The sequence below is a fragment of the Streptomyces sp. NPDC048584 genome (assembly GCF_043199595.1).
Classification (GTDB): domain Bacteria; phylum Actinomycetota; class Actinomycetes; order Streptomycetales; family Streptomycetaceae; genus Streptomyces; species Streptomyces edwardsiae.
In genome coordinates this window covers 125,364-139,620 of record NZ_JBICWF010000009.1, presented here as the reverse complement: position 1 = coordinate 139,620, position 14,257 = coordinate 125,364, and the positions used below count along the sequence as shown (strand labels likewise).

The 14,257-nt window shown below is 70.2% G+C and carries 13 protein-coding genes; 3 read left to right on the top strand and 10 right to left on the bottom strand.

The window, feature by feature from the left end:
• Window positions 1–5 precede the first annotated feature (5 nt).
• Entirely contained in the window at window positions 6–2,603 is a 2,598-nt protein-coding gene (gene clpB, locus ACGFR9_RS21055) for an ATP-dependent chaperone ClpB (protein ID WP_393210726.1), read from the bottom strand.
• A 129-nt stretch (window positions 2,604–2,732) separates the two neighbouring features.
• Between clpB and ACGFR9_RS21050 the strand changes: the two genes are divergently transcribed.
• On the top strand, window positions 2,733–3,140 hold the full coding sequence (locus ACGFR9_RS21050; protein ID WP_311641905.1) for a TIGR03618 family F420-dependent PPOX class oxidoreductase: 408 nt from the start codon (window positions 2,733–2,735) through the stop codon (window positions 3,138–3,140).
• A 158-nt stretch (window positions 3,141–3,298) separates the two neighbouring features.
• Here ACGFR9_RS21050 and ACGFR9_RS21045 read toward each other — a convergent pair whose 3' ends face one another.
• Both ACGFR9_RS21045 and ACGFR9_RS21040 read right to left on the bottom strand, forming a co-directional pair.
• Window positions 3,299–3,634, bottom strand: coding sequence for a hypothetical protein (locus ACGFR9_RS21045; protein WP_393210723.1), 336 nt, complete (start codon window positions 3,632–3,634; stop codon window positions 3,299–3,301).
• A 1-nt stretch (window position 3,635) separates the two neighbouring features.
• The gene (locus tag ACGFR9_RS21040) at window positions 3,636–3,839 is read right to left on the bottom strand and encodes a hypothetical protein (protein WP_393210720.1); all 204 of its coding nucleotides are present in this window, start codon (window positions 3,837–3,839) and stop codon (window positions 3,636–3,638) included.
• 105 nt (window positions 3,840–3,944) lie between these two features.
• Here ACGFR9_RS21040 and ACGFR9_RS21035 point away from each other — a divergent pair, with 105 nt between their 5' ends.
• Both ACGFR9_RS21035 and ACGFR9_RS21030 read left to right on the top strand, forming a co-directional pair.
• Entirely contained in the window at window positions 3,945–4,964 is a 1,020-nt protein-coding gene (locus ACGFR9_RS21035) for a helix-turn-helix transcriptional regulator (RefSeq protein WP_393210717.1), read from the top strand.
• Complete coding sequence (locus tag ACGFR9_RS21030) at window positions 4,961–5,941, top strand: helix-turn-helix transcriptional regulator (protein ID WP_393210714.1); 981 nt, start codon at window positions 4,961–4,963, stop codon at window positions 5,939–5,941. The genes ACGFR9_RS21035 and ACGFR9_RS21030 overlap by 4 nt, the downstream gene beginning before the upstream one ends.
• A gap of 260 nt (window positions 5,942–6,201) precedes the next feature.
• Here ACGFR9_RS21030 and ACGFR9_RS21025 read toward each other — a convergent pair whose 3' ends face one another.
• From ACGFR9_RS21025 to ACGFR9_RS20995, 7 genes are all read right to left on the bottom strand, one after another.
• The gene (locus tag ACGFR9_RS21025) at window positions 6,202–7,218 is read right to left on the bottom strand and encodes a LuxR C-terminal-related transcriptional regulator (protein WP_393211245.1); all 1,017 of its coding nucleotides are present in this window, start codon (window positions 7,216–7,218) and stop codon (window positions 6,202–6,204) included.
• A gap of 131 nt (window positions 7,219–7,349) precedes the next feature.
• Entirely contained in the window at window positions 7,350–8,459 is a 1,110-nt protein-coding gene (locus ACGFR9_RS21020; RefSeq protein ID WP_393210711.1) for a sugar ABC transporter substrate-binding protein, read from the bottom strand.
• A gap of 276 nt (window positions 8,460–8,735) precedes the next feature.
• Window positions 8,736–9,185 (bottom strand): heat shock protein transcriptional repressor HspR, encoded by a 450-nt coding sequence (locus ACGFR9_RS21015; RefSeq protein ID WP_311641899.1) that lies wholly within the window; start codon window positions 9,183–9,185, stop codon window positions 8,736–8,738.
• 5 nt (window positions 9,186–9,190) lie between these two features.
• Entirely contained in the window at window positions 9,191–10,375 is a 1,185-nt protein-coding gene (dnaJ, locus tag ACGFR9_RS21010) for a molecular chaperone DnaJ (RefSeq protein WP_393210708.1), read from the bottom strand.
• A gap of 24 nt (window positions 10,376–10,399) precedes the next feature.
• Window positions 10,400–11,053, bottom strand: a complete 654-nt coding sequence (gene grpE / locus ACGFR9_RS21005; protein WP_393210705.1) for a nucleotide exchange factor GrpE — start codon at window positions 11,051–11,053, stop codon at window positions 10,400–10,402.
• Complete coding sequence (gene dnaK / locus ACGFR9_RS21000; RefSeq protein ID WP_393210702.1) at window positions 11,050–12,894, bottom strand: molecular chaperone DnaK; 1,845 nt, start codon at window positions 12,892–12,894, stop codon at window positions 11,050–11,052. The genes grpE and dnaK overlap by 4 nt, the downstream gene beginning before the upstream one ends.
• Before the next feature lie 92 nt (window positions 12,895–12,986).
• Window positions 12,987–14,024, bottom strand: coding sequence for an MraY family glycosyltransferase (locus ACGFR9_RS20995; RefSeq protein ID WP_393210699.1), 1,038 nt, complete (start codon window positions 14,022–14,024; stop codon window positions 12,987–12,989).
• Window positions 14,025–14,257: the final 233 nt, after the last annotated feature.

The following is a 14,257-nucleotide window of genomic DNA, read 5'->3' as shown; positions in this document are numbered from 1 at the left end:
CGTGACTACAGCGTCTTGCCCGTCGCCGGGCCCACGATCAGGTCGTCGCCGTGGCGGTCGACGCGGACCGTGTCGCCGTCCTTGATCTCGCCGGAGAGGATCTCCCGGGCCAGGCGGTCGCCGATGGCGGTCTGGACCAGGCGGCGCAGCGGGCGGGCGCCGTAGGCCGGGTCCATGCCCTCGTCGGCCAGCCAGGTCAGGGCCGTGTCGGTGACCTCCAGGGTCAGCCGGCGCTCGGCGAGCCGGCGGGCCAGCGCGTCGATCTGGAGCCGCGCGATCCGGCTCAGCTCCTCCTTCGACAGGGCCGAGAAGACCACGAGGTCGTCGAGCCGGTTGAGGAATTCGGGCTTGAAGGAGGCACGGACCACCTCCAGCACCTGTTCCTTCTTCTCCGCCTCGGTCGCCACCGGGTCGACCAGGTACTGGCTGCCCAGATTGGAGGTCAGCACCAGGATGGTGTTGCGGAAGTCGACCGTGCGGCCCTGGCCGTCGGTGAGACGGCCGTCGTCGAGGACCTGGAGCAGGATGTCGAAGACCTCGGGGTGGGCCTTCTCGACCTCGTCGAGGAGGACCACGCTGTACGGGCGGCGGCGGACCGCCTCGGTGAGCTGGCCGCCCTCCTCGTAGCCGATGTAGCCGGGGGGCGCGCCGACGAGGCGGGCGACGGAGTGCTTCTCGCCGTACTCCGACATGTCGATACGGATTATGGCCCGCTCGTCGTCGAAGAGGAAGTCGGCGAGGGCCTTCGCCAGCTCGGTCTTGCCGACGCCCGTGGGGCCGAGGAAGAGGAAGGAGCCGGTGGGGCGGTCGGGGTCGGCGATGCCGGCGCGGCTGCGGCGTACGGCGTCGGAGACGGCGCGTACGGCCTCGGTCTGGCCGATGAGGCGCCTGCCGAGTTCGTCCTCCATGCGCAGGAGCTTCTGGGTCTCGCCCTCCATGAGACGCCCGGCGGGGATGCCGGTCCAGGAGGCGACGACGTCGGCGATGTCGTCGGCGCCGACCTCCTCCTTGACCATGGTGTCCCTGGAGGCCTCCTCCTCGGCCTCGGAGGCGGCCTCCAGGTCGCGTTCCACACCCGGGATCTCGCCGTAGAGGAGCTTGGAGGCGGTGTCGAAGTCGCCGTCGCGCTGGGCGCGTTCGGCCTGGCCGCGCAGCTCGTCGAGCTTCTCCTTCAGTTCGCCCACCCGGTTGAGGGACTGCTTCTCCTTCTCCCAGCGGGCGGTGAGGCCGCGCAGTTCCTCCTCCTTGTCGGCGAGGTCGCGGCGCAGCCGCTCCAGGCGTTCGAGGGAGGCGGCGTCGGTCTCCTTGCCGAGGGCGAGTTCCTCCATGCGCAACCGGTCGACGGCGCGCTGGAGTTCGTCGATCTCGACGGGTGAGGAGTCGATCTCCATACGGAGCCGGCTGGCGGCCTCGTCGACGAGGTCGATGGCCTTGTCGGGGAGGAAGCGGGAGGTGATGTAGCGGTCGGAGAGGGTGGCGGCGGCGACGAGGGCGCTGTCGGCGATCTGGACCTTGTGGTGGGCCTCGTAGCGGCCCTTGAGCCCGCGGAGGATGGCGATGGAGTCCTCGACGGTCGGTTCGGCGACGAGGACCTGCTGGAAGCGGCGCTCCAGGGCCGGGTCCTTCTCGATGCGCTCGCGGTATTCGTCGAGGGTGGTGGCGCCGACCATGCGGAGTTCGCCGCGGGCGAGCATGGGCTTGAGCATGTTGCCGGCGTCCATGGCGGAGTCGCCGCCCGCGCCCGCGCCGACGACGGTGTGGAGTTCGTCGATGAAGGTGATGATCTGGCCGTCGGAGTTCTTGATCTCGGCGAGGACGGTCTTGAGGCGTTCCTCGAACTCGCCGCGGTACTTGGCGCCGGCGACCATGGCGCCGAGGTCGAGGGCGACGAGCCGCTTGTTCTTCAGGGACTCGGGGACGTCACCCTTGACGATGCGCTGGGCGAGGCCTTCGACGACCGCGGTCTTGCCGACACCGGGTTCGCCGATGAGGACGGGGTTGTTCTTGGTGCGGCGGGACAGGACCTGGACGACGCGGCGGATCTCCTGGTCGCGTCCGATGACCGGGTCGAGCCTGCCCTCGCGGGCGGAGGCGGTGAGGTCGGTGCCGAACTTCTCCAGGGCCTTGTACTGGCCCTCGGGGTCGGCGGTGGTGACCCGGCGGGCTCCGCGGGCCTTCTGGAAGGCGTCCTGGAGCTTCTTCGCGGTGGCGCCCTGCTTCGTGAGGACCTCGCCGGCGGCTCCGCCCTTGGCGGCGATGCCGATGAGGAGGTGCTCGGTCGAGAGGTACTCGTCGCCGAGGTCGCGGGCGCGGGACTGGGCGTCGGCGATGACGGCGAGGAGTTCACGGTTCGGCTGGGGCGGTGCGACGGTCGACCCGGTGACGCTCGGCAGGCCGGCGAGGACGCGCTCGGCGCCGGAGCGTACGGCGGCCTGGTCCGCGTCGGCGGCGGCGAGCAGGTCGGTGATGTTCTCGTTCTCCTGCCCGGCGAGCAGGGAGAGCAGCAGGTGGGCGGGGGTGAGGTCGGGGTGTCCCTCGGTCACGGCCCGGTTGCCGGCGGCCTGGATCGCTTCCCGGCTCCGGTTGGTCAGCTCGGCGTCCACGTATCCGTTCTCCTCCTTGCGGTGACCCTTCAGCGGCCTTCGTGGCTGACTCGGTCAACGTACACAAACTTGAGTCTATGCCACTCAAGGCTGCGGACGGGAGTACCTCCGGTACTAAGTTCCTGGGTCATGGCCTCGTATTCGGTGGATCCGGGCGATCCGGACGCGTCGTATCTCAGCTTCTGGCGCGAGAAGCACCTGTGCACCCTGACCACCCTCCGTCCGGACGGCACCCCGCACGTGGTGCCCGTCGCCGTCACATACGACCCGGAGGCCCGGCTCGCTCGGGTGGTCGCGAACAAGTCCAGCGCGAAGGTGCGCCATGTGCTGGCGGCCGAGGGCGCGGTCGTGGCGGTGTGCCAGGTGGACGGCCGGCGGTGGGCGACGCTGGAGGGGCGGGCCGTGGTCCGCGGCGAGCGGGAGCGGGTCGCGGAGGCGGAGCGGCGGTACGCGGAGCGCTACGGGCGGACGCCGCGGCCGAATCCGTCGCGGGTCGTCATCGAGATCGCGCTCACACGCGCGATGGGGCGGGGGTGAGGCGGGCCTGCCGGTCACGATTGTTTTCGGTCATCGCCCGATCCGGCCGATACCCGGATTCTTCCCCCGAAACTGCAGCGGCGTCACCGTGTTCAGGTCACGGTGACGCCGCTGCGGGGGGAAGCACCTGCGCGATCTTTTACGACGGGGGAATCGCGTCAGGCACTGCGGGGGGTGGCAGAGATGGTCCGGGGGGCAGGGGAGTCGGACTCCACCTGCCGGTGGTCCCGCTGGTCCAGGTTCACAAAGATCATTCCGTACCGGATGGCACACCGTACGGGCTTCGGCGCCCCCCTGGGCCGCCTCAGGCACCGGTACGCCCGTACGTCCTCGTCCTCGTCGCGGGTGACGACGACCGGCTCACCGAAGACGGTCACCATCAACGAGTCGCCGCTGTGGGGGATAGCGGTGACCAGGTCGATGAAGTGCCATCCGGACCGGTAGGCGGTAGCCATCTCACGGCGGAAGGAGCGGTCGTCGGGTGGAGTACTCATGTCAAGCCCACACGCTGTCATCCGTACGCGCCGGCCCTGCCGCCCACACACTGTCGCCCGCGGGTGCGTCCTGGGCGACGATCGGCGGCCACACGCTGTCCGCCAGGACGTCTCCCTTCGTCTCGGAGAAGCCGCTGACCACCCCGAAGGCCACACCGACGGAGAAGGCGGCGACAAGCACCGAGCGAAGCATTTTCTTACCCATAGTCGGCTTCGTCCTCACTTGAAGGTCCCCTCTGTCCCCCGTCGAGTACGACGATGGCTCATTCGGGCACGTCATGGCCACACGATCGGTGCATCATGTTCCTGCATGTTCAGGACCCTGGGGGGTGGAGATTTGGGAACGAAACAGACTAATACGGCACATCCTCATGCGGTGACTGAGCTGTGCGAGGAGGGGGTGCGACTGTACGCGAATGCTCTCCGCGCGGGACGTATCACCCGCGCGGAAGTGGAGCCCGCGCCCTGCTTGATGGATTTCGCCCTCCTTCATCCGGATCCGGACGACGCCCAGTGGCTGCGTCCCGTGCTGCCCTCGATCGCGCTGGCGCAGCGGCTGAGCCCGCTGGAGCGGGAGATCACCGAGCGCAGAAAGCTGTCGATCGAACTCGCCGACACTTTCGAGCCGTTCATGTCGCTGAGCGCCCAGGAGATCGCCCCCACCCACTCCATCACGGTGCTCGAGGGCAACGACCGCATCAACAGCGCGCTGGACCTGGCCACCGCCCAGTGCCGTACGGAGATGCTGACCGTCCAGCCGAGCGGCCACCGGCCCGAACGCAGCCTGCTGCAGGGCTTCGAGCGCGACCGGCTGCTCATCGAGCGCGGTGTGCGCATACGCACCCTCTATCAGCACACCGCGCGGTTCAACCCCGAGCGGCTGTCGTACGTCGAGCAGTTCGCCAACGGCCGGGCGGAGTACCGCACCATCGACGAACTGGTGGAGCGTCTCATCATCTGCGACGAGACGGTCGCCTTCATCCCCGTGCAGGACGACCGCCAGGTCGCGCTGGAGCTCCGGCACACGGGGCTCGTCCGGTATCTGATCAAGGTGTTCGAGTTCATGTGGAGCCGCGCGGTCCCGCTGACCGCCGGCACACCCTACGAGACGGCACCCGACGGCATACCGGAGATACAGCACTCCATCGCCAAACTGCTGGTGGAGGGCCACGTCGACGAGGCCATCGCGCGCCGCCTCGGTATGAACGTACGGACCTGCCGGGCCCACATCGCCAAACTCGCCGCCACCCTCGGCAGCGGCAGCCGGGCCCAACTGGGTTATCTCATCGCGGAGTCCGGGATCCTCCATCAGGAGGGAGACACGAAGTGACCTCGCCGGCGCACGAGGGGCACGAGGCGGAGGAGCTCTGCGCCACGGGGGCCGCCCTGTACGAACGCGCCCTGCGCGAGGGGGGCGTGAGCGCCCCGGAGGCCCAGCAGGTGCCCTGCATGGCCGATCTGGGCCTGTTGCAGCCCGCCGTGGACGATCCGGAGCGGTGGGAGCCGGTCACGCCCCTGGTGGCCCTCCAGCGGCTGCTGCGGCGCTCCGCGGAACGTGTCGCGGAGGACAGACGGCGCGAGGAGCGGCTGGCCGAGACCTTCGCCTCCTTCCTGCCGTACGGCACCTCGGCGGCGGCGGAGACGCCGACACTGCGGCTGATCAGCGGCAAGGACCGCATCGTCCGGGCGATCGCGGAGGAACTGGCCGGGGCCGGTGACCAGCTCCTGGCCATCCATCCGCGCGAGGGCCACGTCGGCCCGCCCACCCCGGAGTACGAGCTCGCCCTGGCACGGGACCAGGCGTTCCTCGACCGCGGCGGCCGTATCCGCACGCTCTACCCGCACACACTGCGGCACGCCCCCACCGTGCTCGCCCGCTACGAACGTCTGACGGGCGATGTCGAGGCCCGCACCCTCGACGAGGTCACCGAACGCCTCATCCTCGTGGACGGCGCGGTCGCGTTCGTCCCCGCCAACAGCGACCGGAGCCTGGCCCTGGAGGTCCGCCACCCGGCCCTGGTCTCCTACCTCGCCACCGCGTTCGACCGCCTGTGGCGCCTGGCCACCCCCATGCACCCCCTGGCCGCCCGCCTGCCCTCCCCGGGCACCGTCACCCCCCGCCAGCACGCCATCGCGAGCCTCCTCGTCGAGGGCCACACCGACGCGGTGATCGCCGACCGGCTGGGCATGAACATCCGCACGGCCCGCGAGCACATAGCGAAACTGGCGGCCACCCTGGGCAGCAACAGCCGAGCCCAGCTCGGCTACCTGATCGCCCGCGCGGGCATCCTGGACCGCGCGCGGTAGCCCACCCGGCGTCCGGCTCACCACAACGCCGCCCGCACCGGGGTTTCGGGGCGCAGCCCCGGGCGCGACGGGGTCGGGGCCGCGCCCTGGACTCCGTCGGCACCCACCGCCCTCCCCCGCTCGGGGAGAGTCCCGCAGCGACCTGCGGAACGGGGTCCGGGGCGGAGCCCCGGGGTCGGGACGGGAAGGGGCGGCGGGGGCGAGGCGACCCGGCGGGGCGACCACCGCGGCGCCGGCACCCGCGCCCCGCCCCGGAGGGCTCAGCGTGGGTCCGGCGGGACCGTCGCGTGCGGACGCGGGGTGTGCAGGCCCGTCTGGGCTATGCGCACACCCAGTTGCGTACGGCTCGCCGCCCCCAGCGTCTCCGACAGGCGCGCGATGTGCGCCCGGCACGTACGGACACTGATTCCCAGCCGTTCCGCGATCACCGCGTCCTGGTGCCCCTCCGCCAGCAGCGCCGCGATGGACTGCTCCCGGTGTGAGATGCCCTCGATCCCGGTGTCCGGCAGCGGCGCGGTCAGCGGGATCGCGAGCCGCCACAGCCGGTCGAAGACCGTGCCCAGGTACTCCACCAGCGCCGGATGCCGCAGCTCCAGCGCCATGGACCGCTCGCTGTTGGCGGGAATGAACGCGACCGTACGGTCGAACAGGATCAGCCGCTCGATCACCTCGTCGAGCGTGCGCGCCTCCACCGCGTCGCCCATCAGCTCGAGATAGCTGAGCAGCCCGTGCCCGTGCCGGGCCACATGCGTGTAGAGGTCCCGCATCCGCACCCCGCGCCCGCGCAGCGCCATCGCCCGGTGCAGTCCCTCGGACAGCTCCGCCTCACGCCGGATACCGCCCGGCTGGACGGTGAGCACCTCGGTGGTGCACGCCTGGGTCGCCTCGTCCATCGCCGCCTGGATGCGCGCCACCCCGTCCAGCACCCGGATCGCCGGCCCCTCGGCGGCCGTCGGCGCGGCGGACAGCCGGCGGCCCAGACCGGCGTACCACTCGAAGGCCGACACGGCCGAACCCACCCGGCGCTGACTGGCGCTGATGTCCTCGTACATCCCGCGCAGCAGCCGGGTCATGACCTCCTGCGGGGAGGTCGGCACCAGCCAGTCCATGTCGTCGGGGTCCGGGTGCAGCAGGGCCAGTTCCAGCAGGCACGGCACCGGCTCGGCGTCCCGGCGCGGCAGCCGTCCGCGCCGTACGGCCCGGGAATACACACGATCCCCGGCCTCGCACAGTCGGTCAGCACCGTGTGGATGCTCGTCCGTCCCGTGCCCGGCCATCGCCCGTCCCACCCCCGGTTCAGCCACTTTCCGCAGCGCAACTATGCGCGGCCGGAACCGGCTGTGCAACACGCACCGGTTCCGGCGGCGGTCCGGGGACCGGCGGGTGGCCGAATATCGACGGGCGGCGGCTACTTCAGCTTGATCTCCGCGCAGGCCGCCTTGAAGTCCGCCGTGCAGATGTCCGAGACGTCGTAGATCTTGTCGGCGACGACGGTGGTCGCGATGTTCTCCTTCGTCAGCGCGACCACCGGGACGAGCTGCGCCGGGATGTCCTTGGCGGTGGGGCTGTCCACCCGGTCACGGGTCAGCGCGTCGAACTGGATGTCCTTGCCCTGGACCTTGGCGACGGCCATCTCCGCGGCGCTCTCGGCCTCCTCCGGGTAGGACTTGTACACGCTCATGTACTGCTCGCCGGTGAGGATCCGCTGCACCGCCGCGAGTTCGGCGTCCTGGCCGGTGATCGGGGGCAGGCTGGTCACGCCGGCGGCCTCCAGCGCCTTCACGATGCCGCCCGCCATGCCGTCGTTGGCGGAGTACACCGCCTTGATGTCGCCCGCGCCGATCGCGTTGATCGCCTCGGTCATGTTGGCCTGGGCGTTCTCCGGCTTCCAGTCCTTGGTGTCGAAGGACTTGGAGATCGTCACCTTGCCCTTGAGCACGGCGAGCGCGCCGGCCTTGAACTGCTTGGCGTTGGGGTCGGTCGACGAGCCGTTCATCATCACGATCTTGTCGGTGATGCTCGCGTCCTCGCCCAGGGACTGCAGCAGGGAACGGCCCTGCACCTCGCCGACCAGCTCGTTGTCGAAGGAGATGTACGCGTCGATCGGCCCCTCGGCCAGCCGGTCGTAGGCGATGACGGGGATGCCCGCGTCCTTGGCCTTCTGCACGCCGTCCGCGATGGCGTGCGCGTCGACCGCGTCCAGCACGATGACGTCGACCCTGTCGTCGATCATGTTCTGCAGCTGGCTCGCCTGCTTGCCGGCGTCCGCCTCCGCGTTGGCGTACTCGACGGTGCCCTTCTTGTTGGTGAGCGACTCCACCTTCGTCTTGAAAATGGGGTAGTCGAACTGCTCGTACCGGGTGTTGGCCTTCTCCGGGAGCAGCAGCCCGACGGTGATGTCGTCCCCCTTGGTCGGGCTCGCGTCGTCGCTGCTCCCCGTCGCGTTGAGCACGCCGCATCCGGCGAGCATGACGGACATGGAGGTGGCGGCCACGGATATGGCGATACGACGACGCATGCGAGGGCTCACTTCAGGTGCGTTTCGGACGTGGGCACAGCATTGCGGCCCATGTGACTGAAAAGCCAACGCTTCAGCCCCCGCCGGCGTCAAGGTCAACCACTTAACGAGATGGACACAGCACGGTGTGCTGAACTCGTGAGAGACCTGCGGAAGCTCGGCGAGGATCATCTGGACACGCAGCCATACCATAGCCACACATGTGTGCGGACATAAGCCGGGAGGCCCGGAGGTTCGGCGAACCTCCGGGCCTCCCGGCTCACTTCACACCGCGGCTCAGTCGGGCTGCTGCCGCTTCGGCCGCCACACCACCAGCGCGCTGGTCTGCTGCACTTCCTGGTAGGGCACCAGGTCACGGCGGTACGAGGCGTGCACCGCGGCCTCGCGCTGACGCATCGCCGTGGCCGCCCCGTCGAGGGCGGCCTCCATCTCGGCCACCCGGGCCTGGAGCGCGGCGACCTGGTTCTCCAGTTCGATGATGCGCTTGATCCCGGCCAGGTTGATGCCCTCGGTCTGCGACAACTGCTGCACCTGGCGGAGCAGTTCGATGTCGCGGGCCGAATAGCGGCGACCCCGGCCGGCCGTACGGTCCGGCGACACGAGACCCAGCCGGTCGTACTGGCGCAGCGTCTGCGGGTGCAGACCGGAAAGCTGGGCCGCCACCGAAATGACGTAGACCGGGGTGTCCTGGGTCAGTTCATACGGATTGCGTCGACGGCCGTCCATTCAGATCATGCTCCCTTCGCGGCCTGGAACAGCTCCGCCCGCGGATCCTCCTCCGCGGTCGCCTCGCGATACGCCTCCAGCGCGTCACGAGCCTTCCCCGACAGGTCCGTGGGAACACTCACCTCCACGGTGACCAGCAGATCACCGCGGCTGCCGTCCTTGCGGACCGCGCCCTTGCCCCGGGCGCGCATCGTGCGGCCGTTGGGCGTGCCCGCCGGCAGCTTCAGCGTGACCGGTGGGCCGCCGAGGGTCGGGACCCGGACCTCGCCGCCGAGGGCGGCCTCGGTGAACGTCACCGGGACCGTGACGGTGAGGTTGTCCTCCTTGCGGCCGAACACCGGGTGACTGCCGACGTGCACGACGACATACAGATCACCGGCGGGGCCGCCGCGCTCGCCCGGCGCGCCCTTGCCGCGCAGCCGGATCCGCTGCCCGTCGCTGACGCCCGCGGGGATGCGCACCTGCATGGTCCTCGAGGACTTGGCCCGGCCGCTGCCCTTGCAGATCTCGCAGGCCTCCTCCGCGATCAGACCGCGGCCCTTGCAGTCGGGGCAGGGGTCCGTGAGGGAGAAACCGCCGCCGGAGCCCCGCGCCACCTGCCCGGTGCCGACGCAGGTCGGGCACACACGCGGTGTGCCGTTCTTGTCGCCGGTGCCCGAACAGGCCTTGCAGGGCGCCTGCGACGACATCCGCAGCGGGACGGTCGCGCCCTCGATCGCCTCGGTGAAGCTGAGCGTCACCTCGGACTCGATGTCCTGGCCGCGGCGCGGCTGGGTACGCGTACCCGCGCCCGCGCCGCCGCGGTTGAACAGACCCCCGAAGACGTCACCGATGCCGCCGCCGAAGCCGCCGCCCGCCTGCTGGCCGCCGGCCTGACCCCCGAAGAGGTCACCCAGGTCGAAGTTGAAGGAGCCACCGCCGCCCCCGCCCGGCCCCGGACGGAACCCGCCGTTGCCGAAGAGGGCGCGCGCCTCGTCGTACTCCTTGCGCTTCTTGGGGTCCCCGAGGATGTCGTTCGCCTCGGAGATCTCCTTGAAGCGCTCCTCCGCCTTGGCGTTGCCCTTGTTGGCGTCCGGGTGGAACTCGCGGGCGAGCTTCCGGTACGCCTTCTTGATCTCGGCCTCGGTGGCGTCCTTGGGGACGCCGAGGACCTTGTAGTAGTCCTTCTCGATGAAGTCCTTGGTGCTCATCCCCGACGTCCCTCCTTCCTACGGTCAGCCCTCTTCAGGGCCGTTGTCCTTCTCCTCGCCGGCCTCGGTGGCGTCCTCGGCCTGCGCCGGCTGGGCGCCGGGCTGCGGTTCGGCGACGGCCACCCGCGCGGGGCGGATGGTGCGCTCGCCGATGCGATACCCGGGCTGCAGGATCGCCACGCATGTCGTCTCGGTGACGTCCGGCGCGTAGCTGTGCATCAGGGCCTCGTGGATCGTCGGGTCGAAGGGCTCGCCCTCCTTGCCGAACTGCTGGAGACCCATCTTGGCGATGATCGTCTCCAGCGACTCCGCGACGGACTTGAAGCCGCCGACCAGCTCGCCGTGTTCACGGGCGCGGCCGACGTCGTCGAGGACGGGGAGCAGCTCGGTCAGGAGGTTCGCGATGGCGACCTCCTTGACCGCGACGCGGTCCCGCTCGACCCGGCGGCGGTAGTTCTGGAACTCGGCCTGGAGGCGCTGGAGGTCCGCCGTGCGCTCACCGAGCGCCGAGCGGGCCTGGTCCAGCTGGGCCACCAGTGCCGCTTCCTGGCCGGAGTCGCCGGCCGGGGCCGCCTCCCCCTCCGGGGAGGGTGTGGCGGCGGCCTTCGGCTCGGTCTCGTCGGAGGGGACGTCGGGCTGCTGCGACTGCTCGTCGAAGCCCGGGGTCTCCTCGGTCACGCCGCACCGTCCTTCCGGTCCTCGTCGACGATCTCGGCGTCGACGACGTCGTCGTCGGCCCTGGCCTCCCCGGCACCGGCGGACGGGCCACCGGCCGCCTGGGCGCCCTGGGCGTCGGCGTACATGGCCTGGCCCAGCTTCTGGGAGACGGCCGCGACCTTCTCCGTGGCGGTGCGGATCTCGGCGGAGTCCTCGCCCTTGAGCTTCTCCTTCAGCTCGGCGACGGCGGCCTCGACCTCGGCCTTGACGTCACCGGGGACCTTGTCCTCGTTGTCGCCGAGGAACTTCTCGGTCTGGTAGACGAGCTGCTCGCCCTGGTTGCGGGACTCGGCGGCCTCGCGGCGGGCGTGGTCCTCCTCCGCGTACTTCTCGGCCTCCTGGCGCATCCGGTCGACCTCGTCCTTCGGCAGCGAGGAGCCGCCGGTGACGGTCATCTTCTGCTCCTTGCCCGTGCCGAGGTCCTTCGCGGTCACGTGCATGATGCCGTTGGCGTCGATGTCGAAGGAGACCTCGATCTGCGGGACGCCGCGCGGCGCCGGGGGCAGACCGGTCAGCTCGAACATCCCGAGCTTCTTGTTGTACGCGGCGATCTCGCGCTCGCCCTGGTAGACCTGGATCTGCACGGACGGCTGGTTGTCCTCGGCCGTGGTGAAGATCTCGGAACGCTTCGTCGGGATCGTGGTGTTGCGCTCGATCAGCTTGGTCATGATGCCGCCCTTGGTCTCGATACCGAGGGACAGCGGGGTGACGTCGAGCAGCAGGACGTCCTTGACCTCGCCCTTGAGCACACCGGCCTGGAGCGCGGCACCGATCGAGACGACCTCGTCCGGGTTCACACCCTTGTTGGCCTCCTTGCCGCCGGTCAGCTCCTTGACGAGCTCGGCGACGGCGGGCATCCGGGTGGAGCCGCCGACGAGGACGACGTGGTCGATCTCGGACAGCTGGATGCCGGCGTCCTTGACGACGTTGTGGAACGGCGTCTTGCAGCGCTCGAGCAGGTCCGCGGTCAGCTGCTGGAACTGGGCGCGGGTCAGCTTCTCGTCGAGGTGCAGGGGGCCCTCGGCGGAGGCGGTGATGTAGGGGAGGTTGATCGTGGTCTCGGTGGACGAGGACAGCTCGATCTTCGCCTTCTCGGCGGCCTCGCGCAGACGCTGGAGCGCCATCTTGTCCTTGCCAAGGTCCACGCCGTGGCCCGACTGGAACTGCTTGACCAGGTAGTCGACGACGCGCTGGTCCCAGTCGTCACCACCGAGGTTGTTGTCACCGTTGGTGGCCTTGACCTCGACGACACCGTCGCCGATCTCGAGCAGCGAGACGTCGAACGTACCGCCACCGAGGTCGAAGACCAGGATGACCTGCTCGTCCTTGTCGAGCCCGTACGCCAGGGCGGCGGCCGTGGGCTCGTTGACGATCCGCAGCACGTTCAGACCGGCGATCTCGCCGGCCTCCTTGGTCGCCTGGCGCTCGGCGTCGTTGAAGTACGCCGGGACGGTGATGACCGCGTCCGTGACCTTCTCGCCCAGGTACGCCTCGGCGTCGCGCTTCAGCTTCTGCAGCACGAAGGCGCTCATCTGCTGCGGGTTGAAGGGCTTCCCGTCGAGCTCGATCTTCCAGTCGGTGCCCATGTGGCGCTTGACCGACCGGATGGTCCTGTCGACGTTCGTGACCGCCTGACGCTTGGCCACCTCGCCGACCAGCACCTCACCGTTCTTGGCGAAGGCGACGACGGACGGCGTGGTCCTGGCGCCCTCGGCGTTGGTGATGACGGTGGGCTCGCCGCCCTCCAGAACGCTGACGACGGAGTTAGTCGTGCCCAGGTCGATGCCGACCGCACGTGCCATTTTGATCCTCCAGCTGACTTGAGTGGAACAGACTCAAGCATGCATGACACCCGGCGCGGGGTCAACAGAGCTGAGTCTGCCCGACTCAACTCTTATCCGTTCCTTACACGCAACCGCCCTGTGACCTGCCCAGACGCCTCGGCCGAGCGCTGACGGGGACGGAAAACGGGGGTGACGGGCACACGTGCGAGCGCGAGGACGATCACGGCGGCGACCGCCGCCACCCAGAGCACCGCGCTCCCGGACACCCGTCCGGTGTGCACGGCCACCCCCACCAGTACGCCGCCCAGCGCCCCGGCGCCGATGAGGACCGTCACCGCGCGGGGCGCGAGTCCGAGCCGCCGCAGCCGGTGTCCGAGGTGGTCGGGCCGGCCGCGCGTCACGGGCCACCGCGACAGCCGCCGCGCGAGGACCACCAGTACGGCGTCGGCGCACACCACGGCCGTCAGGGCGGACAACACCCCCACACCGGTCCCGATTCCCTGCCCGGCCCGTACGAACACCGCCGCCGAGGCCACCAGGAACCCCGTGAACAGCGATCCGCCGGCGCCGAGACCTGCCCGCGCGGGATGCCAGTTGTGCAGCAGGAACCCGGCGAGCGCGGCGGCCGTCACGCCCATCAGCACCGCGAGGCCCTCCATCAGCTCCGCCGCCGCGCAGGCCGCCACCCCGAACGCGGTCACCACCCCGACGGTGCCGGCCAGTCCGTCGCCGTGGTCGAGCCCCCGGAAGGCGGCGGCGACCGCCACGATCCACGCCACGGCGAGCACGCCCCCGGCCGTCCCGGTCTCCGCGTACGGCACGACGAGCGCCGCCGCCACGGCCGTACCGCCGAGCGGGATCCACCACCGCAGCCGCCATACGTCGGCGGCCAGCCCCAGTACGCCGACCCAGGCCCCGGCCGCCAGCACCCGGCCGATCCCGGTGCCGAGCGGGGCGAACCCCGCGCGGTCGCCGAGGCCCGCGACCAGCCCGGTGGCGAGCACGACGGCCGTCCCCCCGGACAGCGGCAGCGCCCAGCGGCGCCGGCGGTCCAGGATTCCCAGACGCAGGGCGGGGGCCCGCAGCAGCTCCGCGAGAAGGGCGGAGAGCAGCAGGGCGGTGGCGGTGGCGGCGATCCCGTAGAGCACGGATATAAGTTAGGGGCGTATGGACCGATTTAGCGTGAATAACACGATCCGATGGCCGGCACCACCCGAGAGGACTTCTCAGGCAACCCTCAGCGACTCAGATCACCCCGCGCCCGGCTACAGTGCGGCCGGGGATGCGGGTAGTCTCGAACGGACTGCATAAGTTACCGCTTAGTAATCTGGGGAAGTCGTGGTGAGAGCCATGACAGCGTCCCCGTACGAAGATCCCATCA